Source organism: Herbiconiux sp. SALV-R1, assembly GCF_013113715.1.
GTDB lineage: Bacteria > Actinomycetota > Actinomycetes > Actinomycetales > Microbacteriaceae > Herbiconiux.
In genome coordinates this window covers 2192517-2217627 of sequence record NZ_CP053344.1, presented here as the reverse complement: position 1 = coordinate 2217627, position 25111 = coordinate 2192517, and the positions used below count along the sequence as shown (strand labels likewise).

Genomic DNA, 25111 nt, shown 5'->3' with positions numbered 1-25111 from the left:
TGGTGCTGTGGTGCGGGTGGAAAGACCGGGTCAGCTGGCGCTCGGTGCCGATTGTCAGCTCGCGCTCCGTGCCGATTATCAGCTAGCGCTGAAGTCGTACCACTTGCCGACGACGCGCTTGCCGAGCCAGCCGAAGAAGGCGAAGATGACGACGCCGAAGAGGCTGGCGGTGATGATCGCCGCGAACAGCTCGGCCGACTGCACGCGGGACTGGTAGTTCGAGATGAGCGAGCCGAGGCCCGGCTCACCGCGACGGAAGAAGTAGTCGCCGACGATCGCGCCGACCACCGCGAGGCCCGCCGAGATGCGCATGCCGGCGAAGATCGCGGGAAGCGCTGCCGGGAACTCGAGCTTGGTGAGCACCGTCCAGCGCGACGCCTTCTGCAGTTGGAACAGCTCGCGCTGGCCCTTGTCGACCGACTGCAGCCCGAACAGGGTGTTCGACACCATCGGGAACAGCGCGATCATGACGCAGACGATGATGCGCGCCGGGTAGTCGAAGCCGAACCAGAACCCGATGAGGGGCACCAGCGCGAGGATCGGGATGCACTGCAGGATGACGGCGTAGGGGAAGGTGGAGCGCTCGATCCAGCGCGCCTGCGACATCGCCACCGCCCAGGCGATGCCGATCACGATGGCGATGGCGAGGCCGACCAGCGCGACGACGGCGGTGCGGCCGAGCGCGATCATGATGTCGCCGAACACGTCGGGCTGGAAGAACGCCTCGGTGAAGATCTCGTGCGGCGGCGGCAGCAGGAAGCGGCGCTTCTCGTCGAGGAAGACGTACGACACCAGGTACCAGAGCGCGATGATGCCCAGGGCGACGAGGATGGGCGGCACCCAGGTGGCGCTCTTCTTGCGCCCCGAGGTGACGGTGGCGGGCCGCATGAGGGTGCGGTTCTTCGGCGGAGCCGGAGGGGTGGTGGTCATGCTGTCATGCCTCCTAGTGGTGGCCTTCTCGGAGGGCGTGGGAGACCTTGCCGCAGAGCTCGGCGAACTCCGCGGTGAAGCGGATCTCGGGGTCGCGCGGGAAGGGGAAGTCGACGGGGAAGGTGTCGACGATCTTGCCGGGGCGACCCGACATGACGACCACCTTCGTGGAGAGGTAGACGGCCTCGGAGACCGAGTGGGTGATGAACAGGCCGGCGAACTGCTGCTCGGTGAACAGCTTGATGAGCTCGTCGTTGAGACGCTCGCGGGTGATCTCGTCGAGGGCTCCGAACGGCTCGTCGAACAGGAACAGCTCGGGGTCGAGCGTGAGCGAGCGGGCGAGCGAGGTGCGCATCTTCATGCCGCCCGAGAGCGTCTTCGGCAGGTGCTTCTCGAAGCCCTTGAGGCCCACCAGCTCGATCGCCTCGGCGGCGGTCTTGCGGCGCGCGGCCTTCGGGATGCCGTTCAGTTCGGCGAGCAGCTCCACGTTCGACTGCACGTCGCGCCAGGGCAGCAGGGTGGCGTCTTGGAAGACGTACCCGATGCGGGTGGTGTCGACCTCGGTGACCCCTTCGGTGGCCGGGGTGAGACCGGAGGCGATGCGCAGCAGTGTCGACTTCCCGCATCCGGAGGGCCCGACGACCGTCACGAACTCGCCGCGGTTCACGGTGAGGTCGACTCCCGAGAGGGCGGTGGTGCCGTTCGGGAAGGTCATCGCGACGTCTTCGAAGTGCAGCAGCTGGTCGGTCTTCGTGGAAGGCGCGGCTGTCGGTGGGGCGATGGTCATGGTGCTTCTCACCTCGTTTCGAGAAGGGATTCGGCGGCGGGCACGGTCGGCTGACCGGTCGTCGTGAGGGTGTCGGGGAGGGCGATGCGACGCGTGACCTCGCTGTGGGCGACGAGCCGGCCGCGGTGCACCACGTAGCGGTCGCCCGAGGCCTCGCCGATCACCTGCGAGAGCGTGGTGCCCCGCACGGCGAGCAGCTCCGCCTTCGCGCCGACCGCGACTCCCGCGGCGGGCAGGCTCATCACCGAGCGGGCCCCGTCGCTCACCGCGGCGTAGGCCTCGTCGAGCGTGAGGTGCCCTGCGGTGACGAGCAGCGATGCCGTCTCGAGGGCGTCGCTTCGGCCGACCGGGTTGAAGGGGTCGCGCACGTTGTCGGCGCCGGCGCCGAGCCGGGCTCCGGCCTCGAGCAGGTCGCGCACCGCGGTGAGACCGCGCGGGGTGGCGACCGGATGCTCCCAGCCCTGCAGGTAGAGGTTGGTGATGGGGAGGCTCACGATGCCGATGTCGCTGGCGACGATCTCGGCGATCACCTCGGCCAGCTCGGCGCGCTCGAGGGTGCCGAGCCGCACGCAGTGCCCGGCGGTCACCGGGCGCTCGGCCGGCCAGTCGCGCACGACCGCGGCCAGGGTGCGCAGGGTGAGTGCGCCGTCGAGGCTCTCGTCGGTGTGCATGTCGACGCCGATGCCGCGCCGGGTGGCGATGGCGAGCAGGCGCCGGAGGTCGGCGTCGGGGTCGTCGGCGAGGTGGGGTGCGCCGCCGACCAGGTCGACACCGAGGTCGAGCGCCTCGTACACGTGCTCGGTCGCGGCGTGAGGGCCGGCGAGCGCGGCGAGCTCGAGGTCGACGAGGTCTTTCAGCTCCTCGCGCACCTGCACTAGGGCACGCACGCCGCGCATCGGCTCGTCACCCATCAGGATGTCGACGTGACAGCGGATCGCCGTGGTGCCGTTGGAGAGCATCGCGAGCGCCTGGCGGCGTGCCCGGTCGGCGATGTCGTCGACGGTCATGCCGGCCGAGTAGCGCTTCCACGACTCGATGGCGAGGCCGAGGTCGCCCATGGGCGGGTCGATGAGATCCCAGGAGAGCGCCTTGTCGAGGTGGGCGTGGGGCTCGGCGGGTGCGGTGAGCAGGAGGAAGCCGCTGAGATCGAGGGTGAGGCCGGAGGGGCCGGGTGCGTCAGCGTCGTGGCGACGATCGCCCGAACCGGCGGGCGTGGCCGGGGAGACCGAGACGACCGTGTCGCCGGCGATCTCGACGTCGACCAGGGAGCCGTCGGCGAGGGTCGCGTTGGTGATGGTGGCGAGCTGTGCGGGGAGGGTCTCCACGGTGCTTCCCTCCTTGCTGCGCGGCGCGGGGCCGACGTCGGTGATGTTGATGGGCTCAACACCGGCCACGCTACGGAGAGCGCGTTTCCATCACGTAACGCAAACATTTCCCTCTGTAAATTCCGCTCCGCGCCGATTTCGCGCGGGAGCGTCTTCGTGGTTACTGTCGTGGTGTTCCCTCGCGAACCCGGTCCCCGGCCGTTCCCGCCGGCCCGTGCGCGACCCCTTCGAAAGCGGTTACCGACCCATGTCCTCCAGCGTCGCCATCGATGAGCAGACCGTGCGCCTCGGTGCGCGCATCCGCTCGTTCCGGCTCGCCCGGGGGCTCACCCTGGTGGAGCTCGCGAAGCTCGCGGGCCTGTCGCATCCGTTCCTCAGTCAGCTCGAGCGGGGTCAGGCGAGGCCGAGCATGGTGTCGCTCGAACGCATCGCCCGGGCGCTCGGGTCGAGCCAGATCGAGCTGATCGCCGCCGCGACCGACGACCTGCTGCCTCCCGCCGGGGCGTCCCGGGTGTCGGTGGTGCACCGGCGCGAAGGGCCGCAGGGGCCGTTCGGGGGCGGTGAGGCGCGCATCCTGGTGCACGGCGACGTGTCGTTCATCCCGATGGAGTTCCGCGGTCACAACCGGGAGCTCGGCGAGTTCTACCGCCACGACGAAGACGAGTTCCTGCACGTGGTCGCGGGCCTCGTGCTCGTCGACCTCGGCGACGAGGGGGAGCACCGGCTGGAGCCGGGCGACTCGATCCACTACCGCGGCGGAACCCTCCACCGCTGGTGCTCGCTCGGCGAGGGCGAGTACCACCTGTTCATCGTGAAAGAGCGGAGGGCCGGCGCATGACCGGTGTCACCCTGACCGAGATCGAGGCCGTCGTCACCGCGGCGGAGATGGTGGCGACCGACGTGGTGCTGCTCACCCTGCGTGCCGCTGACGGCTCGCCGCTGCCGGCCTGGACCCCGGGCGCCCACCTCGACGTGGAGGTGCAGCCCGGCGTCGAGCGCCAGTACTCGCTCTGCGGCGACCCCGCCGACCGGAGCGTCTACCGGGTCGCCGTGCTGCGCGAGCCCGACGGCCGGGGCGGCTCGCTGCACCTGCACGCCCACGTCGCCGAGGGCTCGACGCTGCGCGTGCGCGGGCCGCTCAACCACTTCGCGCTCTCGCTGCCACCGGCGTCGACGCCCCTCCTGCCGCACTACGTGTTCGTGGCGGGAGGCATCGGCATCACGCCCATCCTGCCCATGGTGCACGCCGTCGCGGCGGCGGGCGTGTCGTGGGAACTGCACTACGCGGGCCGGTCGCTCGAGCGCATGCCGTTCGTCGACGAACTCGTGACCTCGTACGGCTCCTCGGTGTCGGTGTATACGCCCGAGCACGGTCGCCGGCTCGATCTCTCGTCGCTCGACGGCGGCTCGGTCTCGCGCCCGGTCGCGGTGTACTCCTGCGGGCCGGCACGGATGCTCGCCGAGCTCGAAGAGGTCGCCTCGGCCGCAGCGTGGCCGTCGGGCACCCTGCACCTCGAGCGCTTCGAGGCGAAGCAGATGACCGAGCCGGTGCGGCACGAGGCCTTCGAGGTGGAGCTCGAGCTGTCGGGGCTGACCGTGGAGGTGCCGCCCGACCGGTCGATCCTCGACGTCGTGGAGGAGGCCGGGGTGCTCGTGCTCTCGTCGTGCCGGGAGGGCACCTGCGGCACCTGCGAGACGCCCGTGGTGTCGGGGGAGGTCGATCATCGCGACTCCGTGCTCACCCCCGACGAGCAGGAGGCGAACGAGGTGATGATGATCTGCGTGTCGCGGGCGGCGTGCCCGCGGCTGGTGCTGGAGATTTAGGGGGCGCGGGGTCGCGTCGGAACGGGGCGGGCGAGGGCGATCGACCGGCTAGCGTGCGGCGAGGAGCGCCCGCAGCTCGGCAGCGATGGCGCGGTCGTCGTCGGCGACCAGCCGGTAGTCGCGCACGACCACTTCCCCCGCTACGACCACGTGCTTGGGGCGCCGTCCGGGCGAGGCCCAGAGGAGGCCCGCCAGCGGATCGGCGACTCCCGCGTCGGCGACTCCCGACACGTCCCACACGCAGAGGTCGGCGGCCGCGCCGGGGCGCAGGTGCCCGAGTTCCGTCCTGCCGAGCCCGAGTGCCGAGCCCTCGGTCGCCATGCCGAGCACGGTGCGCGCGTCGAGGGGGCGCCCGGCGAGCGGGGCGACCTGCATCGCCAGGCGAGCGTCGGCCAGCAGGTGCCCGGCGTCGTTGCTGCCGCCACCGCTCGTGCCGAGTCCGACGGGTACACCCGCGTCGAGCAGCGCGGCGACCGGGGCGATGCCCCAGCCCATGGGCAGGTCGCAGCCCGGGGCGTGGGTCGCGGTGACCCCGTTCGCGGCGAGCAGCGCGATCTCGTCGTCGGTGACGGCGCAGAGGTGGGCGAGGGTGACGTCGGGGGCGATCCAGCCCCACTCCTCGAGCAGCTCGATCGGGCGGCGGCCGTACTTTTCGAGGGCGATCGCCACGTCGACCTGCTCGTTCGCCTGCGTGCGCCGGCGGAGTCCGCGGCGCTCCGCCACCTCGCCGAGCAGCCTGAAGGTCGCCTCGCTGTCGCTGTGCACACCGGCGGGGCCGACTGCCAGCTGCAGCAGTCCGTCGTCGCTCACGCCGGCCACCGCATCCGGGAGCAGCGCCTCGGCGATGGCGTCGGCCGAGGCGGCGGCCTCCTCGGGGTCGTCGCGCGCCGATCCGCGCACGAAGGCGAGTCTCCCGCCGAGCTCGCGAGCGGCACCCGCCGTGGCCCGGGCGATGCCGACGGTGTCGGCTCCCGACGGCCAGGTGAGGTGGTGGTCAGCGACGGTGGTGACGCCGTTGAGGAGGCCCTCGGCGACGCCGACCCGGGCGGCCGCGCGGGCGAGCTCGGGGTCTATGCCCACGGCGGCATATGCCGCGGCCATCGTCGGCAACCACACGTGCATCGGCGCGCCGCGGGTGCCCGGAAGGGTGCGGAAGGCGCTCTGCAGGAGATGGTGGTGGGCGTTGACGAGGCCGGGAGTGATGACGCAGCCGGAGGCGTCGAGACGATCGGCAGCGGCCAGGTCGGCGGGGTCGACGGCGTGGGAGTCGAGCACGATGTCGGTCACGACGAGGCCGGTGCCCTCCACCGTCGCGTCAGGGCTCCCGCCATCGGCGCCTGAGAACGCCTCGGTGCGGGAGTCGATCATGAGGCTGACGGGGTCGTGCACGATGAGCATGCAGCCGTTCTAACACGCTCATGTGTCGTGCTGATTGCAGAGATGACGTGTTCGTTTCGGCAGCGGTGCGGGCTTCGAGCCGCACGGCTCGCGGCGTTAGGGTGAGGGCACGGCACCTCCGCTCCCGTCGCCACCCGACCCTGCGAGCTGCCCTCGACGAAGGACACCGGATGCTCGAACTCGCCGCACCCCTCCTCGCCGCACTCGCGGCGGGGGAGTCGCTCGCGGTCGCCACCGTGGTCTCGGTCGACGGCAGCGCACCGCGCGCGCTCGGCACCTCGATGGCGGTGACCGTTGCCGGGCGCGTGATCGGGAGCATCTCGGGCGGATGCGTCGAGGGCGCGGTCTACGACGTCTGCGGGCGCGTGCTCGAGTCGGGTGAACCCGAGCTGTGCGAGTTCGGATTCAGCGACGACGACGCCTTCGCCGTCGGACTCGCCTGCGGCGGCAGGCTCACGGTCTGGGTGCAGCGACTCGCACCCGACGGGCAGCCGTCGGCGGTCGAGGCGTCGCTGCGCGTGGAGCTCGAGCGGGCGCGCGACAAGCGGGCGGCGGGTATCGCTGTGGTGCTCGGTGATGGGCCGGTGCGCCTCGTGGGCGCGCACGCGCATCCGTCGTCCGAGTCCGGCGTCGCCGCCGGCGTCGCGACGGAGAGTGTCGATGCGCGGGTCGCCGCCGAGCTCGCCGGGGCGCTGAGGGCCGGGCGGTCGACGCGGCGCGCCATCGCGTGCGAGGGCGAGGTGCTCGATGCCGTGCTGCTCGTCTCCGCACCGCCGCCGCACCTCATCATCTTCGGGGCCGTCGACTTCTCGGTCGCGCTGTCGAACGCCGCTGCGCTGCTCGGCTACCGCACCACGGTGTGCGACGCCCGACCCGTCTTCGCCACGCCCGAGCGCTTTCCCGCGGCCGAGGTCGTGAACCGCTGGCCCACCGACTACCTGGCCGAGGCGGAGGTCGACGAGCGCACCGTGGTGTGCATCCTCACCCACGACGACAAGTTCGACGTGCCCCTCATCGAGGCGGCGCTCGCGCTGCCGGTCGCCTATGTCGGTGCGATGGGGTCGCGGCGCACGCATTCGCGTCGGGTCGACGCGCTGCGCGAGCGAGGGGTGAGGGAGGAGGCGCTGGCGGCCCTGCACTCGCCGATCGGCCTCGACCTCGGTGCCTCGTCACCTGAGGAGACCGCGGTCTCGATCCTCGCCGAGGTGCTGGCGGTGAAGACCGGGGCGAGCACCCGATCGCTGCGCGACACCTCGGGCGCCATCCACCGGCCGCTCGAGAATGCCGATCCGGCGGGCGCCGTGGCGTCGCGGGTCGCCGGGGTTGCCGGGCGGTGAGCGCCGTGCTCCCTGCCGCGGGCGCGGCACCCGTCATCCGCACCGTCATCGAGAACGCCTACGTCGTCACGGTCGACCCGGGCGGCGCCGAGTACGAGCGCGGACACGTCGTCATCGACGGCGCCGAGATCGTCGCCGTGGGCCCGGGCGCGGCTCCCGGCTGGGCGATCGACGCCGCCGAGTCGGCTGCATCCGCCGCTTCGCCCGCTCCGGTCCTGCGGGGCGCGACCACCGCATCCGTTCCCACCCGCATCGAGCGGGTCGAGCGGGTCGACGGCAGCGGGCACCTGCTCACGCCCGGGCTCATCAACACCCACCACCACCTGTACCAGTGGCTGACGCGGGGCGTCGCGCAAGACGCCATCCTGTTCGACTGGCTCACGGCGCTGTACCCGACCTGGTCGCGCATCACCGCCGACACGGTGGGGCCCGGCGCGCTCGGGGCCCTCGCGGTCGGTGCGCTCTCGGGGTGCACCACGATGGCCGATCACCACTACGTTTTTCCGCGCGGGTCGGGCGACATCCTCGGGTCGATCGTCGACGCCGCGTCGACCCTCGGCATGCGGTTGCACGCCACCCGCGGCTCCATGGACCTCGGCGCCTCGCAGGGCGGCCTCCCACCCGACTTCGCCGTCGAGACCACCGCCGACGCGCTGCAGGCCAGTGCGGATGCGGTGGCCCGCTTCCACGACCCCTCCCGCGAGGCGATGGTGAAGATCGCGATCGCGCCGTGCTCGCCGTTCTCGGTGACGGGCGATCTGCTCCGCGAGGCGGCGGTGCTCGCCCGGTCGCTCGACGGGGCGGTGCGACTCCACACGCACGGCTCGGAGACCGTCGAGGAAGACGCGTACTGCCTCGAGCGTTTCGGACGCACCCCCACGCAGTACCTCGACGAACTCGGCTGGCTGGGCGACGACGTGTGGATGGCGCACTGCGTGCACCTCGACGACGCGGCGATCGCCCGCTTCGCGGCCACGGGCACGGGTGTCGCGCACTGCCCGTCGTCGAACGCGCGTCTGTCCGCGGGCATCGCGCCGGTTCCGCAGCTGCTCGCGGCCGGGGTGCCGGTGGGGCTCGGGGTCGATGGCTCCGCGTCGAACGAGTCGGGGCAGCTGGGCACCGAGCTGCGCATGGCGGTGCTCGCCAACCGGCTGAGGGGAGGCGCTTCGGCGATGAGCGGACGCGACGCCCTGTACGTCGCGACCCGGGGTGGTGCGCGTGTGCTGGGCCGCGAGGCGGAGCTCGGGTCGATCGAGGTCGGCAAGCTCGCCGATCTGGCGCTGTGGCGAGTCGACGGGGTGGAGCACGCGGGCATCGCGGATCCGGTGGCGGCGCTGACGCTCGGGGCGCTGCCGCCGCTCGAGCTGCTGCTCGTGAACGGGCGGGCGGTGGTGCGGGAGGGGGCGCTGGTGAATGCCGACGAGGGTGCGATCGCGCGGGGGGTGCGGGAGGCTGTGGGAGTTCTTCGCGGTTGAGGTGCGTTGCGGCTGAGGTGCGTTGTGGTCGAGGTGCGTTGCGGTCGAGGTGCCTCGTGACGCAGTCGGCGTCAGAGACCGAGCATCAGCGACACCGCGATGGCGGTCATGACGAGCGCGATGACACCGTCGAGAATGCGCCAGGCCAGAGGGCGCGCGAACACCGGTTGCAGCAGCCGGGCGCCGTAGCCCAGGGCGCTGAACCACAGGATGCTGCCGAGGGCCGCCCCGGCACCGAACAGCCAGCGGGAGTCGCCGTGCGTGTTCGCCACGGTGCCGAGCAGCACGACGGTGTCGAGGTAGACGTGGGGGTTCAGCCAGGTGAGGGCGAGGCAGGTGAGAACGGTGGCGGCGAGCCCCGGCGAGGAGCGCTGCTCATCGGCGGTGAGGGCGGCCGGCCGGAGCGCGCGGCGGGCGGCGAGCACGGCGTAGCCGAGGAGGAAGGCCGCACCCGCGATGCGCACGGCGGTGGTGAGCCACGGCACCGCCTCGAAGACGAGGCCCGCGCCGGCGATGCCGAGGGCGATGAGGGCCACGTCCGACAGGGCACACACCGCGACGACCGCGAGCACGTGTCGGCGGAGGAGTCCCTGCCGCAGCACGAACGCGTTCTGGGCTCCGATCGCGACGATGAGCGAGAGTCCGAAGCCGAGACCGGCGAGGAGGGCGAGCGGGTCGAGGGAGGCGGTGTGCACCCTTCGACGATAGGGACCGTTCTGTCATCAAGCCAGCTAATGTTTTTTCTCAGTCATTAGCATGGCTTCATGAGATTCGATCAGGCTCGACTCGACGCCCTCCGCTCGGCTGTCGACACGGGGACCTTCGAGGCGGCCGCCCGCGAACTCCGTGTGACGCCCTCGGCGATCAGCCAGCGCATCCGGTCGCTCGAGACGGAGACCGGGCGTGTGCTGCTGCAGCGGAGCAAGCCGGTGCGCCCGACGCCGTCGGGGGAGGTGCTCTTGCGGCTCGCCCGCCAGGTCGACGCGCTCGGGCGCGATGCGGATGCGGCGTTGTGGCGGGAAGGGGCATCCGTCGACGGCGACCCCGACCACTCTCACGATGACGACGCGCCGCGCCTGCAGCCGCTGCCGCTCGCCGTCAACGCCGACTCGCTCGCCACCTGGCTGCTGCCCGCGCTGCAGCCTCTCGCCGACGAGATCGCCTTCGAGCTGCACCGCGCCGACGAGAGCCGCACCACCGAACTGCTGCGCGAGGGCGCCGTGATGGCGGCGATCACCACCGACCCCGTACCCGTGCAGGGGTGCTCGTCGGTCGTCCTGGGGTCGATGCGCTACCGTCCGATGGCGTCGCCGGCTTTCGTCGAGCGCTGGTTCGGCGGCGACGACGCACTCGCGGCGCTGTCGCGGGCCCCGATCGTCGTGTTCGACCGCGCCGACGAGCTGCAGCACCGCTACCTCGTCGGCCGCGGCGTGGACCCGTCGTCGCCACCCTGCCACCTCGTCCCCTCGTCGGCCGACTTCGTCGAGGCCGTGCGCCGCGGCTTCGGCTGGGGCATGGTCCCCGACCTCCAGGTGCACCACGACGACCCCCTGGTCGCCCTCGACCCCACCCACCACATCGACGTCGTGCTGCACTGGCAGCAGTGGCAACTCCACACCGCCGCCCTCGCCCGCACCGCCACCGCCGTCCGCGCGGCCGCCGCCCGCGCCCTCCGCCCCTGACCCGCGCGGCGCGCGCGGCTCTGCGCGTCGCCCCGCGCCCTCCGCGGGCGTACTGCCGCGCCCCGCCTCGCGCCATCGGGGCGCCGCCGCTGCGCTGCGGTGCCCCCTCATGGTCTTCCCTCGATCGAGGCCCTCCCACCTTGGGCGAACGGTATGAGATTCATTCCCCAAGCCCCCAAACGGGCTCGGTGCGACGATTCTCGTACCGTTCTGACGTGCTGCCTGACGATTTTCATACCGTTGTGACGTGCTGCTACCCCTCGGATCACCGGGCGATGGCCCGCGTGAGTTGCGGTTCTGTCGTCGGCGTTCGGGTCATCGCTCGCCGGCGCGCGTCTCCTGCGGGGATGCGGAGGTCGGCGGTCGAGGTCCGGCTGGTGCGGGGGCGGGAGGGGCCGGGAACGGGGTCAGCCCTGGAGGGACCTCCAGACGCGGTCGCGGGAGAGGGGGAGTTCGTGGGGGCGGACGCCGATGGCGTCGCGGACGGCGTTGGCGAGGGCGGGGGCGACCGGGTTGTACGGAGCCTCGCTCATAGACTTGGCGCCGAAGGGGCCCACCGAGTCTTCGGTCTCGGCGAAGTAGACCTCGGTGACGGGCACATCGGCGAGTTGAGGGAGGTGGTAGCTGCGGAAGACCTGGGTGGTGACGTAGCCGTCCTTGAGGATCATCTCCTCGTACAGCGCCGACCCGATCGCCTGCGCTACCCCGCCCTCGATCTGCCCGCGCAACTGCTCGGGGTTGAGGATGACACCGGGGTCGGCGGCGTGCACCGACTGCAGGATGCGCACCTCACCGGTCGTCGTGTTGACCGCCACCGTGAACCCGTGCACGTTGAACGCGATCGAGCGCTTCGAACCGTCCTCCGTGCCCTCGGCGGAGAGCGAGCCGCCCGCGGCCGCCGCGATCTCCGACAGTGTCACGAAGTGCTCGCCGATGCGCACACCGTCGGCTTCGAGGTGGCCCTCGCTCCAGGCGCCCACCAGCTCCGACGCGGTGCGCAGGATGGCGGCACGCAGCGACAGCGCCGCCGAGTAGAGCGCCTTGCCCGCGACGACGCTGCCGGCCGAGCCGAACGCGCCGGTGTCGTGGCCCGAGGCATCGGTATCGGACTGACGGATGCGGATGCGTTCCGCCGCCGTCCCCAGCACACTCGAGGCGATCTGCGTGTGCACCGTGGTGGTGCCGTTGCCGAACTCCGCGGTGCCCACCGCCGCGACATAGCTACCGTCAGACTCGAGCGACATCGACACCGTGGAGAAGTGACCCCTAGGCGGCATCGTCGCGATCATCGCAGCGGCCATGCCCGTGCCGACTCGCCACTCCGGGCCCTCGGGTGCGCTCACCACGGCGGGTATCGCGCCGCCCGCGGGAGTCGCGAGAGCCGCTGCAGCGGAATCCACGACGGGGTCGGTCGTGCCGGCGCCCCGGTGCAGGGCGGCCTCGACGAGGTCGAGGCACTGGTCGAGTCCGTAGCTGCCGAAGACCAGGTCGTCGCCCTCGACGTGCGCGGCGACAAGCTGGTCTCCCGGCTTGACGACGTTGAGGCGGCGCAGCTCGAACGGGTCGATGCCGAGCTCGCGGGCGAGATCGTCCATCGCCGACTCGATGCCGAACGCGACCTGCCCGAGCCCGTACCCGCGGAACGCCCCCGACGGGATGTTGTTCGTGTACACGACTTCGGCGTCGATCTTCTTGTTCGCTGCCGTGTACAGACTCACCGTCTCACCGACGCTGTGGAACATGACCCCTGGCCCGTGATTGCCGTAGGCCCCGGTGTCGCTCAGCACGTCGAGCGCGATCGCCGTGAGTGTGCCGTCACGGTTCGCGCCCAGCTCGACCTTCACGCGCATGGGGTGCCGGCAGGGCGCGATGGTGAACTCGTCGCTCCGCGTGAATTCGAACTGAACCGGCCTGCCGGTCTTCAGCACGGCGGCGGTGACGACGTCTTCGGTGAGGATCTCCTGCTTGCCCCCGAACCCGCCGCCGACCCGCGCGGTGAACACCCGCACCTCGGCAGGGTCGAGGCCGAACACGTGGGCGAGCTCGTCGCGCACCAGGAAGGGCACCTGCGAGCTCGTGCGCACCACGAGACGACCGTCGTCGTCGAGCCAGCCGACGGAGCCGTGGGTCTCGAGGGCGGCGTGCGAGACGCGGTGGGTCTGCCACGTTCCCGAGACCCTCACATCCGACGCTTCGAGGGCCTCGGCGACCGAGCCGATCTCGCTGTGCACGGAGGCGATGACGTTGCGCTCGGGTTCCGCGATGCGCGAGATCTCGGTCGACTTGTCGCCGTGCAGCAGCGGTGCTCCCGGGCGGCGGGCATCTTCGGGGTCGAAGACTGCGGGCAACAGCTCGTACTCCACCCGGACGAGTCGGCAGGCCGCCTCGGCGATGGCGATCGAGTCGGCGACGACGGCGGCGATCCGCTGGCCGCGATACCGCACCACGGTGTCGAACAGCATCGTGTCGTCGGGGTCGTCGACCCGGAACTCGTGGCGGCCCGTCGAGTAGAGCCGCGGGGGAGAGTCGGCGGAGGTGAGCACGGCGTGCACCCCGGAAAGGGCCTCCGCCGCGGTGGTGTCGATGGAGAGGATGCGCGCGTGCGCGTGAGGGCTCTGCACGAGTTTCAGGTGCAGTGCGCCGGGCACGGGCTCGTCGAGCGTGTACGGCTCACGACCCGACACGATGCGGCGAGCAGCGGGCGGTCGCACCGACGTCCCCACCGTGCGCGGCGTGGGAACGCTCGCCGGCGCATCTTCGGGAAGCCCCGCAGCACCGGCGGGTGCCGTGTCTCCGGATGTTGCGGTGACGTCGGCGACGGAGTGGCTCGGAGTGGCGGCATCGGCTACCGCGGCGTCCGCAGCCGCCGCGCCGCCCGCGTCGAGACCCGTTGCCGTGTGACTCGCCGAGCCTGACGATGAACCGCACACGCCTCCGCAACCGCCCGCAGCATCCGTGCCGCCTCGCAGGCCCGCTGCTGCGCAGACGCCCTCGCGGATGGAGGTCTCGACCGCCCGGTAGCCCGTGCAGCGGCAGAGGTTGCCTTTGAGCAGGCGCGGCAGGTCGCCGAGTTGTTCGGGCTTCAGAGTGGTGGCCGTCACGACCATGCCGGCGGTGCAGAAGCCGCACTGGAAGCCGAGGTTGTCGACGAAGCTCTGCTGCACGGGGCTCAGGTCGTCGGGGTCGCCCAAGCCGGCCACGGTCGTGACGATGCGGTCTTCGGCCCGGTAGGCGGGGTAGATGCAGGAGTGCACGGGCGTGCCGTCGACGATGACGGAGCACGCCCCGCAGTCGCCCGAGTCGCAGCCCTTCTTCACCTCGTAGCCGCCCTGCTCGCGGATGAAGGTGCGCAGGCACTGCCCGGGAGCTGGATCGGCATCGAGCTGGCGGCCGTTCATGACGAACTTCATCGTGCTTCTCCTTCGTCGCCGCCGGCCGCAGAAGTCTCTGGAACATACCGCTCGGTGGTGTAGTCGGAGAGCGGGGACTCACCCGGCGGCAACCCCAGCTCGTTCAGGATCTCGAGGGCCAGCGCGGTGGAGACGGAGCGACGCCAGTCGGCGGCACCGTGCGGGTCGGTGAACCAGCTGTCGATCGCGCCCACTCGGGCCGCGAGCTCCTCGGCGCCGGGCAGCGCGTCGAAGCGCAGCTGCTCCGGTCGCACGGTCGCGCCCGACACGGTGAGCAGGAACGAGTCGTCGGTGCGCAGCAACCCCACGATGACCGCGCCCGACCTGCCGAGCGGCGAGAGCGCGATCTTGCGGTAGGCGCTGCGCGCCTCGAGCGAACTCGTGGGCACGTGGAACGAGCGCAACACGTCGCCCGGGCCGAGCACGTTCGTGCCATTGCCCGTGACGAAACGGGCGACGGGCACCCGTTCGTCGGATCCGTCGGCCCTCCACACGAGGGCTTCGGCGTCGAGCGACGAGAACAGCGAGGTCATCGGGCCGGCGGGGAGCGAGGCGCACACGTTGCCGCCGACGGTCGCCACGTTCCACACCTTGAACGAGCCGAGCAGGGCGGTGCAGCACTGATAGAAGAGCGGATGCGCGGGCCAATCGCCCCGGGACGGCATCGCCGCGAGCTCGGCGAACGTGCAGGTGGCGGCGACCTCGAGGCCCTCATCACCGGGGACGAGCGACTCCCAGCGCAGCCCCATGAGGTCGACCAGTGCGGTGAGATGGTCTTGCCGCTCCGAGAACAACCACGAGCCACCCGCCAGTGGCGCCACGCCCTCACCAAGGGCGGCGAGGTCGGACCGGGAGCGTGCGGGATGGATGGCGGTGACGGTGTTGAGGTCCACGTGGCGCTCCGTTCGCTTGGTGCTCCCCTCAGTGAAGCGCAGGAATGTGTCTGAGATGTAACGAAGCCCTGTTTTGGGGGTAAGTCACTTCATGGGCGCACCTGTGGAGAAGGGAGGTCGAACGGCCCGGTGGTGGGTGGTCAGCCCAGCGCGCCCACCCACTCGCTCGTCCCGTCGTCGAACGACTGCTCCTTCCAGATCGGCACGGTCGCCTTCACGTCGTCGACCAGGGCGGCGCACGCGGCGAAGGCCTCGGCCCGGTGCACCGACGAGACGGCTGCCGCGAGCGCGAGGTCGCCGATGGCGAGATCGCCGACCCGGTGCGTGACCGCCACCGCCACCTCCGGGTGAGCTGCCGCGATGCGCTCGGCCGATGCCTGCAGGAAAGCCGAGGCATCGGGATGCGCGGTGTACGACAGCGCGGTGACACCACGGCCCTCGTCGTGGTCGCGAACCACACCGGCGAAGGTCACGACCGCCCCCGCTGTCGCTGAAGCCACGGCGTCGGAGCACTCCTCGAGGGTGATCGGAGTCTCGGAGACCCGCGCCAGCGCGACTCGCCCTCGAGCCGGAGCCGAAGCCGGAGCCGGAGCCGGACTTGGAGCCGGAGCCGTGATCTCAGCGCTACCCGTCGCGTGCCCGCCCCCGCGCGCATGATCGCCCCCGTGCACCTGATCCACGAGATGCTCCAACACATCCCCCAGCACCGCGAGACCATCGCGCACCCCACCCCGCGACCCGGGCAGGTTCACCACGATCGTGCGCCCCGCCACCCCCGCCACCCCGCGCGACAGCACCGACAACGGGGTCGCGGCGGTGCCCCGCCGCCTGATCTCCTCCGCCACCCCGGGCAGCTCGAGGTCGAGCAGGGGCCGCGTCTGCTCGGGCGTGCGGTCGGTGGGGTTCGCTCCCGTGCCACCCGTGGTGACGACGAGACCCGCACCGGCGTCGATCGCCGCGCGCAGTGCCCGGCCGACCGGCTCGCCGTCGGCGACCACCTCGACGGCGACGGCCCATCCGCGGGTCTCGAGCCACTCCCTGATGAGCGGGCCGGTCTCGTCGGAGTACACCCCGGTCGCGGCGCGTGTCGACGCCACGACGACCCGCGCATCCGTCACCCTGCCGCCGCTCATGCCTGCTCCCAGTCGCCGCTCGCCCCGCCCGATTTGGCGAGCACCTTCACCTCGCCGATCACCGCAGCGCGGTCGACCGCCTTGATCATGTCGTAGACCGTGAGCGCGGCGATCGAGGCGGCGGTCAGCGCCTCCATCTCCACCCCGGTCACGCCGGTCGTCTTCACCGTGGCGACGATGCGCACCGACGATTCGGCGGGTTCGAAGTCGACGGATGCCGACGAGATCGGCAGCGGATGACACAGCGGCACGAGCGACGAGGTCTGCTTCGCACCCAGGATGCCGGCCACCCGCGCCACCGCCAGAGCCTCGCCCTTCGGCAGCTCGCCCGCCACCAGCAGCCGCATCACCTCGGGGGTGGTGGTGAGCACGGCCTGCGCCGTCGCCTGCCGCTTCGTGACGGACTTCTCCGAGACGTCGACCATGCGGGCCGAGCCGTCGGGTGCGAGGTGGGTGAGCTCGTCGCCGTCAGCCATCGATCCTCCAGTAGTCGAGTTCGTCGCCCGCCGCGACCTCGGCCGTGCCGACCGGCACGTGCACGAGAACCGTCGAGGCCGCGTAGGAGTGGAGCAGGTGGCTCGAGGGCCCGCCCACGAGTTCGAGCGCTCCGTCGCCGTTCAGCACGCCGCGGCGCAGCTGATGGTGCCCGGGTGGGGAGGTGAACGGATGCGCGGCCGGCGCCCTCCGGGTCTCGCGCAGCGTCCGCGGCAGGCCGAGAGCCGCGCGGAGCGCCGGGCGCAGGAAGGCCTCGAACGAGACCAGCGCGCTCACCGGATTGCCGGGGAGGCAGACCGCGGGGATCGTGAGCGAACCCGTCTCGCCCAGCCGCAGCATCCCGAACCCCTGCGGGCCGCCGGGCTGCATCGCCACCTTCATGAACGCGACGCCGCGCGGCCCGAGCGCGTCGCGCACCACCTCGCGCACGCCCGCGCTCACGCCACCGATCGTCACGACCACGTCGTGCTGCGGGGCGTGCTCCGCGAGCAGTGCCAGCAGGTCGTCGTCGTCGTCGGAGCGGCAGGGCAGCGGGGTGACCGCGCAGCCGATCTCGAGCAGCGCCGTGGTGAGCGCCGCGCTGTTGGCGTCGTAGATCTGGCCGGGCGCGAGCTGCGCCCCCGGGTCACGGATCTCGTGCCCCGTCGACACCAGCAGCACCCTCGGGCGAGCCCGCACGGCGACCTCGGTGGCTCCGGTGCCGGCGATCACGCCGAACTGAGCGGGCCCGAGCTCGGTCGCTGCGGGCAGGAGTACCTCGCCGACCGCGACGTCGCTGCCGGCGGCACGGATGAACGTGCCGGGTTCGACGGGTGAGCCGAATGCCACGAGAGGGGCAGATTCAGACGCATCGGCGGGCCCCGAGCCGAGGTGACCCCGCACTTCGGCGGGGAAGACCGGCGGGTCGGCCCGTTCGATCTGCACCACGGCGTCGGCGCCGTGCGGAACGGGTGCCCCGGTCATGATCGGCGTCGCCGTGCCCGCGAGGTGCTCGCCGCCGGCGTCACCCGCGGCGACGCGTTGCACGACGCGCAGGGTGACGGGGGAGTCGGCGGTGGCGTCGGCGAGCTCGGCGGCGACGACGGCGTAGCCGTCCATCTGCGAGTTGTCGAAGGCGGGAAGGCTCGAGGGCGCGCGCAGGTCGTCGGCGAGAACGCGGCGGCGGTACAGCTCGGGTGCGGCGGCGATGACGGCGGCGTCGACCGCGAGCACGTCGACCCCGAGCGCTGCTCCGACGGGGGTGAGCAACGCCGTGATCTCGCGCCGGTGGTCGTCGATGGTTCGCACGTCTCCATCCTGCCCCACGCCGCCCGGCGGGAGGCTCGTGCGTCTGCGTCGAGAGACCGCGTCGTTCATTCCGACCACGCCGTCGTCTCTCATGCCGCCCCGCGCATCCGTTCTCCCTGACAGCACTCACCCGATGCCGGGTTACGCTGAGGGAATGAGTGTCGCACTGGGCATGCCGGGGATGCGCGCGGGCGACCCGCGCCCCGCCGGCCGCGCCGACGGAGGGGTCGCGTCGCTTCCCTCCGAGCGCCCCGCCGTGCCGACCCTGCTCGACCGCTTCGGTCGCGAGGCCACCGATCTGCGCATCTCGCTCACCGATCGCTGCAACCTCCGCTGCACCTACTGCATGCCCGCCGAGGGGCTCCCGTTCCTCCCGCCGCCGGCGCTGCTGTCGCTCGACGAGATCACGCGGCTCGCGCGCATCGCCGTCACCGAGTTCGGGGTGCGGCAGATCCGCTTCACCGGGGGTGAACCGCTGCTGCGGCGCGACCTCGTCGACATCGTGCGCGCCGTCGCCGCCCTGGAGCCGCGGCCCGAGATCTCGCTCACCACGAACGCCATCGGCCTCGCCTCGCGCGCCCAGGCGCTCGCGGAGGCGGGGCTCGACCGGGTGAACGTGTCGCTCGACTCGATCCACCCCGACACCTTCGCCGCGATCACCAGGCGACCCTTCCTCGATCGGGTGCTGGCGGGCATCGACGCGGTGCGCGCATCCGGTCTCACCCGCACGAAGATCAACGCCGTGCTCATGCCCGGCATCAACGACGACCAGGCCATCGACCTGCTCGCCTGGGCGCTCGCCGGAGGGCACCAGCTGCGCTTCATTGAACAGATGCCGCTCGACGCCGACCACGGCTGGAGTCGGGAGTCGATGATCACGGCCGAGGGCATCCGCGAGCGGCTCGCCGAGCGCTACACGCTCACGCCCGACTCCGCGCCGCGCGACGGTGCCCCCGCCGAGCTGTTCGAGGTGCGCGAGCACGGAGACGAGCGGATGCTCGGACTCGTCGGCGTGATCGCCTCGGTCACCGAGCCGTTCTGCTCCGACTGCCGCCGCACCAGGCTCACCGCGGAGGGTGCCGTGCGCAGCTGCCTGTTCTCGCACGAGGAGATCGACCTGCTCGGCCCGATGCGGGCGGGAGCGGGCGACGCCGAGGTCGCCGACCTCTGGCGCGGTGCGATGTGGGCCAAGCCCGCCGGGCACCGCATGAACGAGCTCGGCTTCACCCAGCCCGAGCGCCCCATGAGCGCGATCGGCGGCTGATGAGCGTCACCTTCACCTATTTCGCGGCGGCCAAGGCAGCCCTCGGCCGACCGTCGGAGCAGCTCGACGCGGCCGGACGCACCATCGCGTCGGTGCTCGACGAGCTCGCGGCCGGGTCGGCCGACGCCACGACGACGGCGACGGTGCTCGGGCGATGCAGTTTTCTGCACAACACGCGGGCGACGAAGGAGCTCTCGACGGTGCTGGCCGACGGCGACACGGTCGACGTGCTGCCGCCGTTCGCCGGGGGGTGAGCCGGGGGTTTCGCGTCGCATCGTGACGCATCGCTTCGTCGCCGCTCCCTCAGTAGCGCGGCTTGTCGGGCTCGATCTCGCGCACCCAGGCGTCGATGCCGCCGCGCACGAACACGACGTCGTCCCATCCGTTCTGCTGCAGCAGCTGGGCGGCGTGCGCCGAACGGGTGTCGTGGTGGCAGTACAGCACCACCTTCTCCTGCGGCGGAAGCACCTCGCGCGCCGCATCGCTCAGCACGTGCGCGAGCGGAACGAGATGAGCCCCGTCGATGGCGACGAGTTCGTGCTCGTAGCTCTCGCGCACATCGACGAGCACGAAGTCGGCATCGCCGCGCTCGCGGGCGTCGAGCATCTCCTTGAGCTCGGAGGGGGAGACGGATGCGGGGGCAGGCGGGGCAGATTCGCTCTCGGTGGTGGTCGTGGTCGTGGTCGTCGGCTTGGCGGTGTTGCCCGCTTGCCGCTCGAAGAGGCGGGTCGCGGGGCTGGAGGCCCCGACGCCCTGCACCTTCGCGTCGTAGGGCTCGCCGATGTTGGCGGCGCCGCGGGTCGCGCCCTTCGTGCCGGGCCGGATCGCCGACTTGCCGAACGGCACCTCCCGCCAGCTCGCGTCGAGCGCGTCGTGAACGAGCAGGCGGCCGAGCAGCACCTCGCCCCAGCCGCCCAGCAGCTTGAGCGTCTCGGTCGCCATGACCGCACCGATCGCGGCGCACACCGGCCCGAGCACACCGGCGACCGCGCAGCTCTCCGCGGGGTCGGAGCCCTGCTCGGGGTAGAGGTCGTCGAGGGTGCGGGCGCCGTCGCCCTCGGCCGTCGCCCAGAACACGGTGGCCTGGCCGTCGAAGCGCAGCACCGAGCCCCACACCATCGGCTTGCCGACGAGGGCGCAGGCGGCGTCGATGACGTACTGCACCTCGAAGGCGTCGGTGCCGTCGACCACCACGTCGTACTCCGACACGAGCTCGAGCACGGTGTCGGGGGTGATCTCGACGTCGTGCTCGATCACCTCGACGAGGGGGTTGAGAGCGCGCACCGCAGCCGCGGCGGAGGCGGTCTTGCGGGAGCCGACCGCAGCATCCGGGTGGATGGTCTGGCGCTGCAGGTTGGACACCTCGACGGTGTCGTGGTCGACGATGCCGATCGTGCCGACGCCGGCGGCGGCGAGGTACTGGAGGACCGGTGAGCCGAGGCCACCCGCACCGAGCACGACGACGCGGGAGTTCTTCAGCCGGCGCTGCCCGTCGAGCCCGATGTGGGGGAGGGAGATCTGGCGCGCGTAGCGGGTGAGCTCGGCGCGGGTGAGGTCGGCTGCCGGTGAGACGAGGGCTTGGCGGGGCATCGGAGTCCTTTCTGCACAACCAGCGTATGCGGCGGATCCATCAACAGTGTCGTCGCGCCGACCGTGATCGGGCGGGCGATTCGATACCGTAGTGCTCACCGCTCGGGCAGTCCCGCCCGTCGGCCGGAGCGAAAGGGGTGGAGCATGTATCTGAAGAGCCTCACCCTCAAGGGCTTCAAGAGCTTCGCCAACCCCACCACCTTCGCCTTCGAGACGGGCGTCACCTGCGTGGTCGGCCCGAACGGCTCGGGCAAGTCGAACGTCGTCGACGCGCTGGCATGGGTGATGGGGGAGCAGGGGGCCAAGACGCTCCGCGGCGGGAAGATGGAAGACGTCATCTTCGCCGGCACCTCGACCAAGGGGCCGCTCGGCCGGGCCGAGGTCACCCTCACCATCGACAACACCGACGGTGCGCTGCCCATCGACTACAGCGAGGTCACCATCTCGCGCACGCTGTTCCGCAACGGAGGCAGCGAGTACGCCATCAACGGCGAGGGGTGCCGTCTGCTCGACGTGCAGGAGCTGCTCTCCGACTCCGGGCTCGGGCGCGAGATGCACGTCATCGTGGGGCAGGGGCAGCTCGATGCCGTGCTGCACGCCACCCCCGAAGGTCGGCGCGGCTTCATCGAAGAGGCGGCCGGCATCTTGAAGCACCGCCGCCGCAAAGAGAAGACGGTGCGCAAGCTCGACGCCATGCAGGGCAACCTCACGCGGTTGAGCGACCTGGCCGGTGAGATCAGGCGCCAGCTCAAGCCGCTGGGCCGGCAGGCCGAGGTGGCCAAACAGGCGCAGTCGATCGCCGCCATCGTGCGTGATGCCAAGGCACGACTGCTGGCCGACGAGGTGGTGGGGCTGCGTGCTGCCCTCGACGCCGCGGCGCGCAGCGAGAACGAGCGGCACACCGAGCGCATGGTGCTGCAGGAGCGGCTCGAGCAGAACCAGCTGCGCATCGGGCGCCTCGAGCAGGCGCAGGTGGGCGACGCCGTCGACCTCGCGCGGCGCACCGCGTTCGGTCTCGAGTCGGTGCAGGAACGGTTGCGCAACCTCTTCAACCTGGCCAGCCAGCGGCTCGCGCTGCTCGGTGGGGAGGAGGGGATGCCCGAGGCGTCTCCGAGCGTGAGCCCCGGCATGGTCGCCGACTCGCGCGACGAGGCCGAGCGCCTGCAGGGCGAGGTGGCGGCGTCGCACGAGCGATGGGAGGCGGCGCAGCAGGCCACCGTCTCGGCGCGGTCGGCCCTCGACGCCCTCGACGAGCAGATCGCCTACCAGAGCTCGCTCGTCTCGAAGCACGACCTCGAGCTCTCGAAGCTCACGGGCCAGCTCGAGTCGGCCAACTCCCGGCTGGCCGCGGTGCGCGGCGAAGTGCTGCGTCAGAGCAACGCGCTCGAGGCTGCCGAGGCCCGACGCGAGAGGGCGGCCGCCGACTACGCCGAGGCCGAGGAGGAGTCGGCCGAGTCGGAGCTCGACGCCACCGGTCTCGACGAGGGCTACGAGTTCGCCCAGTCACAGGTGTTCGAGGCCGAGGCCGAGATCGAGCGGCTCCGGGAGGAGCTGCACACGCACGAGCGCGAGCGCGACGCTCTGGCGGCTCGCACGAGCGCCCTCGGCATGGCACTCGACCAGAAAGACGGCTCGGCCGAGCTCGTCGCCGCGCGGCTCGAGGGCATCGCGGGTCTCGTCGCGGAGCACATGAAGGTGTCGCCCGGCTACGAAGCCGCTGTCGCGGCGGCGCTCGGCAGCCTCGCCGACGCGGTGCTGGCGAGCGACCAGGGGGCGGCGGTCGCCGCGGCGTCGGCTGCGGCTGCGGGCGACATGGGGCGGGTCGAGCTCGTGATCGCGGAGCCGGGTGCGGGGCGCCACAGTGGGGCCGGCGCGGCCGGCGAGGATGGCACGCAGATCGCTCCTGACCTCCTCGAGCGGGCCCGTGGAGCGTCGGGTCGTGACGCACTGTCGGGGGTGGTTCCCGCCGTCGATGTCGTGACGGCACCTGCCGGCGTGCTCGGCGTGCTCGGCGCGGTGGCCGTGGCCGACGATCTCGAGGCGGCGCGTGCGGCGTGGGCGGCGATCGAAGACGCCGTTCGCGGCGGTGCCGGAGCTCCTGATAACGCCGGGGCGGCCGTCGGCGATGCCACCCCGGCCCAGCTCGCCTCGCTCACGCTGGTGACGAAGGCGGGAGAGGTGCTCACGAGGTATGTGCTCCGGGGAGGGTCGGGGGCGACGCGGTCGCGCATCGAGCTCGTCGCCGAGCGCGACTCGGCAGCGGTGCTGCTCGCCGAGGAGCACTCCATCATCGAGCGGGCACGGTTCGAGCTCGCCGAGCAACGCGGTGTCGTGCAGGTCGCGAAGGAGCAGTCGCAGAAGGCGCTCGCCGCCCTGCGCGAGTTCGACGCGAAGCTCGCCGCCCGCAGCGAGAGGGTGAGCCGGCTGAAGGCGCAGCTCGATGCCGCCGGTGCCGAGCTCGAGCGGCTCGGAAAGTCGTCGAAGCTCGCCGAGGAGAACGTCGCGCAGGCGGAGCAGGCCGCCGAGAAGGCGAGGGCCGAGCTCGACGTGGTGAGGGCGCGTCCCCGCCCGATCCTCGACGCCAGCGCCCGGGAGGGGCTGCTCGCCGAGCTTGAGATCGCGCGTGAGCGGGAGGTCGAGGCGCGGCTCGGTGTCGAGACCGCCCGGGAGCGCGTGCGCGCCGAGCAGGCGAGAACGGCGGCCCTCGAGAAGCAGCTCGAGGCCGATCGGGCGGCGGCCGAGGCGGCGGCGCGGCGTGCCGTCATCCGTCGACGCCAGATCGCGGCGGCGACCGACGTGGCCGAGGCGCTGCCCGCGGTGCTCGATTCCGTCGACCGGTCCGTGGCTGCGGCGCGGCTCGAGCTCTCGCAGCGCGAGGCCGAGCGCGCGCAGCAGAACGAGGAGCTCCTCGCCCTGCGGCGGGAGGAGGCGACCCTGCGCGAGAGGCTGCAGGCCATCACTGAGAACGTGCACGGGCTCGAGCTGCAGATCTACGAGAAGAAGCTGCACCTCTCGGGCCTGCTCGAGCGGGCGGCCAGCGAGCTCGGACTCGTCGAGGAGGTGCTCGTCGCCGAGTACGGGCCCGATCAGCTCATCCCCGACGACTCCGCCGTAGCCATCATCGACACCAGTCAGGCGGCGGTGCGCGCCGCGACCGAGCAGCTGGAGGCCGATCGGCTCGCGGCGGAGAGCGACGACGACGATGCGTTCCGGGCGATCGTGCCTGAGGGCTCGGCGCGCGCATCCGTTGCCGGCGATGCCTCGAGCGACGTGGTTGCGGCGGCGGCGATCGATGGCGATGGCGAGGGCCTCGACGAGCGCTCGACTGGTGCCGACGTCGAGCCGGCCGAGCCCGAGGGGCACCCCTTCGTGCGGGCCGAGCAGCAGCAGCGGCTCGCGAAGGCCGAGCGCAAGCTCGCCGAGCTCGGGCGCGTGAACCCGCTCGCGCTCGAGGAGTTCGACGCGCTCGAGCAGCGGCACCGCTTCTTGAGCGAGCAGCTCACCGACCTCACGAACACCCGCAAAGACCTGCTTACCATCATCGACGAGATCGACGAGCGCATGCAGTCGATCTTCGAGAGCGCGTTCGCCGACACCCAGGAGGCCTTCACGAAGGTCTTCCCCGTGCTTTTCCCGGGGGGCACCGGCTCGATCTCGCTGACCGACCCCGACAACCTCCTCGCCACCGGCATCGAGGTGAGCGTGAAGCCCGCCGGCAAGAAGATCGAGCGCCTGTCGCTGCTCTCGGGCGGCGAGCGGTCGCTCGCGGCTGTCGCGCTGCTCATCGCGATCTTCAAGGCCCGCCCCAGCCCGTTCTACATCATGGACGAGGTGGAGGCCGCCCTCGACGACGCCAACCTCGGCAGGCTCCTCACCATCTTCGAAGACCTGCGCGCCACCAGCCAGCTCATCGTCATCACGCACCAGAAGCGCACCATGGAGATCGCCGACGCCCTTTACGGCGTCTCCATGCGCCAAGACGGCGTCTCCGCCGTCGTCGGCCAGCGCGTCGCCGCCGAGCGCGCCGCGCCCGACCGCGCCGCGCCCGAGCCCGCCGCGCCCGACCGCGCCGCGCCCGAGCCCGCCGCGCCCGACCGCCCCGCCCCCGCCCCCGGGCCCGCCGCGCCCGACCGCCCCGCCCCCGAGCGCGCGGCCTCCTGACCCCACCCCATTGCGCGCCCATTAGTCGCGCAAACTGCTCCTCCACTTACACCAGAGAGCACTTTGCGCGACCATCGTGCTGAGGCCTGCAAGCATCCCGCTCCCGCGCCGCCCTCGCGC

At 71.9% G+C, this 25111-nt stretch carries 19 protein-coding genes; 8 read left to right on the top strand and 11 right to left on the bottom strand.

Annotated features, from left to right (window positions below):
* Positions 1-78: 78 nt before the first annotated feature.
* The 3 genes from HL652_RS10615 to HL652_RS10605 are packed head-to-tail and all read right to left on the bottom strand — an operon-like array spanning position 79 to position 3111.
* Entirely contained in the window at positions 79-930 is an 852-nt protein-coding gene (locus HL652_RS10615) for an ABC transporter permease (protein ID WP_171705291.1), read from the bottom strand.
* A 13-nt stretch (positions 931-943) separates the two neighbouring features.
* Positions 944-1717 carry an ABC transporter ATP-binding protein gene (locus HL652_RS10610; protein WP_171705290.1) on the bottom strand — a complete coding sequence of 258 codons (774 nt, stop codon included), beginning with the start codon at positions 1715-1717 and terminating at the stop codon, positions 944-946.
* An 8-nt stretch (positions 1718-1725) separates the two neighbouring features.
* Positions 1726-3111: an amidohydrolase family protein gene (locus tag HL652_RS10605; protein WP_216603875.1), complete on the bottom strand. Its 1386-nt coding sequence runs from the start codon at positions 3109-3111 to the stop codon at positions 1726-1728.
* Between the two features lie 178 nt (positions 3112-3289).
* Here HL652_RS10605 and HL652_RS10600 point away from each other — a divergent pair, with 178 nt between their 5' ends.
* Together HL652_RS10600 and HL652_RS10595 are read left to right on the top strand one after the other, a co-directional pair.
* A complete protein-coding gene (locus tag HL652_RS10600) occupies positions 3290-3880 on the top strand; it encodes a helix-turn-helix domain-containing protein (protein ID WP_171705289.1) in 591 nt (196 codons plus the stop codon).
* Positions 3877-4866: a PDR/VanB family oxidoreductase gene (locus HL652_RS10595; RefSeq protein WP_171705288.1), complete on the top strand. Its 990-nt coding sequence runs from the start codon at positions 3877-3879 to the stop codon at positions 4864-4866. Before HL652_RS10600 ends, HL652_RS10595 begins: the two co-directional genes overlap by 4 nt.
* Before the next feature lie 48 nt (positions 4867-4914).
* On the opposite strand, the gene HL652_RS10590 is transcribed toward HL652_RS10595, so the two are convergent.
* Entirely contained in the window at positions 4915-6264 is a 1350-nt protein-coding gene (locus tag HL652_RS10590) for an amidohydrolase family protein (protein ID WP_253743181.1), read from the bottom strand.
* A 170-nt stretch (positions 6265-6434) separates the two neighbouring features.
* Between HL652_RS10590 and HL652_RS10585 the strand changes: the two genes are divergently transcribed.
* The gene (locus HL652_RS10585; protein WP_171705287.1) at positions 6435-7601 is read left to right on the top strand and encodes an XdhC family protein; all 1167 of its coding nucleotides are present in this window, start codon (positions 6435-6437) and stop codon (positions 7599-7601) included.
* A complete protein-coding gene (locus HL652_RS10580; protein ID WP_171705286.1) occupies positions 7598-9076 on the top strand; it encodes an 8-oxoguanine deaminase in 1479 nt (492 codons plus the stop codon). Before HL652_RS10585 ends, HL652_RS10580 begins: the two co-directional genes overlap by 4 nt.
* Positions 9077-9147: 71 nt before the next feature.
* Here the strand turns inward: HL652_RS10580 and HL652_RS10575 are convergent, their stop codons facing one another.
* Complete coding sequence (locus HL652_RS10575; protein ID WP_171705285.1) at positions 9148-9771, bottom strand: LysE/ArgO family amino acid transporter; 624 nt, start codon at positions 9769-9771, stop codon at positions 9148-9150.
* A gap of 69 nt (positions 9772-9840) precedes the next feature.
* On the opposite strand from HL652_RS10575, the gene HL652_RS10570 reads away from it, so the two are divergent.
* A complete protein-coding gene (locus tag HL652_RS10570; protein ID WP_171705284.1) occupies positions 9841-10758 on the top strand; it encodes a LysR family transcriptional regulator ArgP in 918 nt (305 codons plus the stop codon).
* Positions 10759-11165: 407 nt separating this feature from the next.
* Here HL652_RS10570 and HL652_RS10565 read toward each other — a convergent pair whose 3' ends face one another.
* From HL652_RS10565 to HL652_RS10545, 5 genes are all read right to left on the bottom strand, one after another.
* Complete coding sequence (locus HL652_RS10565) at positions 11166-14168, bottom strand: molybdopterin-dependent oxidoreductase (RefSeq protein ID WP_171705283.1); 3003 nt, start codon at positions 14166-14168, stop codon at positions 11166-11168.
* Positions 14165-15061, bottom strand: a complete 897-nt coding sequence (locus HL652_RS10560) for an FAD binding domain-containing protein (protein WP_171705282.1) — start codon at positions 15059-15061, stop codon at positions 14165-14167. The genes HL652_RS10565 and HL652_RS10560 overlap by 4 nt, the downstream gene beginning before the upstream one ends.
* Before the next feature lie 140 nt (positions 15062-15201).
* Positions 15202-16194 carry a molybdenum cofactor biosynthesis protein MoaE gene (locus HL652_RS10555; RefSeq protein WP_171705281.1) on the bottom strand — a complete coding sequence of 331 codons (993 nt, stop codon included), beginning with the start codon at positions 16192-16194 and terminating at the stop codon, positions 15202-15204.
* Positions 16191-16670 (bottom strand): cyclic pyranopterin monophosphate synthase MoaC, encoded by a 480-nt coding sequence (moaC, locus tag HL652_RS10550; RefSeq protein WP_171705280.1) that lies wholly within the window; start codon positions 16668-16670, stop codon positions 16191-16193. The genes HL652_RS10555 and moaC overlap by 4 nt, the downstream gene beginning before the upstream one ends.
* Positions 16663-17976, bottom strand: coding sequence for a molybdopterin molybdotransferase MoeA (locus tag HL652_RS10545; RefSeq protein ID WP_253743180.1), 1314 nt, complete (start codon positions 17974-17976; stop codon positions 16663-16665). Before HL652_RS10545 ends, moaC begins: the two co-directional genes overlap by 8 nt.
* A 154-nt stretch (positions 17977-18130) precedes the next feature.
* Between HL652_RS10545 and moaA the strand changes: the two genes are divergently transcribed.
* Both moaA and HL652_RS10535 read left to right on the top strand, forming a co-directional pair.
* A complete protein-coding gene (gene moaA, locus HL652_RS10540) occupies positions 18131-19240 on the top strand; it encodes a GTP 3',8-cyclase MoaA (RefSeq protein ID WP_171705279.1) in 1110 nt (369 codons plus the stop codon).
* Positions 19240-19494: a MoaD/ThiS family protein gene (locus HL652_RS10535; protein WP_171705278.1), complete on the top strand. Its 255-nt coding sequence runs from the start codon at positions 19240-19242 to the stop codon at positions 19492-19494. Before moaA ends, HL652_RS10535 begins: the two co-directional genes overlap by 1 nt.
* A gap of 49 nt (positions 19495-19543) precedes the next feature.
* Here the strand turns inward: HL652_RS10535 and HL652_RS10530 are convergent, their stop codons facing one another.
* On the bottom strand, positions 19544-20830 hold the full coding sequence (locus tag HL652_RS10530) for a ThiF family adenylyltransferase (RefSeq protein ID WP_171705277.1): 1287 nt from the start codon (positions 20828-20830) through the stop codon (positions 19544-19546).
* A gap of 144 nt (positions 20831-20974) precedes the next feature.
* Between HL652_RS10530 and HL652_RS10525 the strand changes: the two genes are divergently transcribed.
* A complete protein-coding gene (locus tag HL652_RS10525) occupies positions 20975-24991 on the top strand; it encodes an AAA family ATPase (RefSeq protein ID WP_171705276.1) in 4017 nt (1338 codons plus the stop codon).
* The last annotated feature ends 120 nt before the right edge of the window (positions 24992-25111 follow it).

Coding starts and splice junctions, on each gene's coding strand:
- HL652_RS10615 (WP_171705291.1), bottom strand. CDS start 930: ATGACCACCACCCCTCCGGCTCCGCCGAAGAACCGCACCCTCATGCGG.
- HL652_RS10610 (WP_171705290.1), bottom strand. CDS start 1,717: ATGACCATCGCCCCACCGACAGCCGCGCCTTCCACGAAGACCGACCAG.
- HL652_RS10600 (WP_171705289.1), top strand. CDS start 3,290: ATGTCCTCCAGCGTCGCCATCGATGAGCAGACCGTGCGCCTCGGTGCG.
- HL652_RS10595 (WP_171705288.1), top strand. CDS start 3,877: ATGACCGGTGTCACCCTGACCGAGATCGAGGCCGTCGTCACCGCGGCG.
- HL652_RS10590 (WP_253743181.1), bottom strand. CDS start 6,264: ATGCTCATCGTGCACGACCCCGTCAGCCTCATGATCGACTCCCGCACC.
- HL652_RS10585 (WP_171705287.1), top strand. CDS start 6,435: ATGCTCGAACTCGCCGCACCCCTCCTCGCCGCACTCGCGGCGGGGGAG.
- HL652_RS10570 (WP_171705284.1), top strand. CDS start 9,841: ATGAGATTCGATCAGGCTCGACTCGACGCCCTCCGCTCGGCTGTCGAC.
- HL652_RS10565 (WP_171705283.1), bottom strand. CDS start 14,168: ATGAAGTTCGTCATGAACGGCCGCCAGCTCGATGCCGATCCAGCTCCC.
- HL652_RS10555 (WP_171705281.1), bottom strand. CDS start 16,194: ATGAGCGGCGGCAGGGTGACGGATGCGCGGGTCGTCGTGGCGTCGACA.
- moaC (WP_171705280.1), bottom strand. CDS start 16,670: ATGGCTGACGGCGACGAGCTCACCCACCTCGCACCCGACGGCTCGGCC.
- moaA (WP_171705279.1), top strand. CDS start 18,131: ATGAGTGTCGCACTGGGCATGCCGGGGATGCGCGCGGGCGACCCGCGC.
- HL652_RS10535 (WP_171705278.1), top strand. CDS start 19,240: ATGAGCGTCACCTTCACCTATTTCGCGGCGGCCAAGGCAGCCCTCGGC.
- HL652_RS10530 (WP_171705277.1), bottom strand. CDS start 20,830: ATGCCCCGCCAAGCCCTCGTCTCACCGGCAGCCGACCTCACCCGCGCC.
- HL652_RS10525 (WP_171705276.1), top strand. CDS start 20,975: ATGTATCTGAAGAGCCTCACCCTCAAGGGCTTCAAGAGCTTCGCCAAC.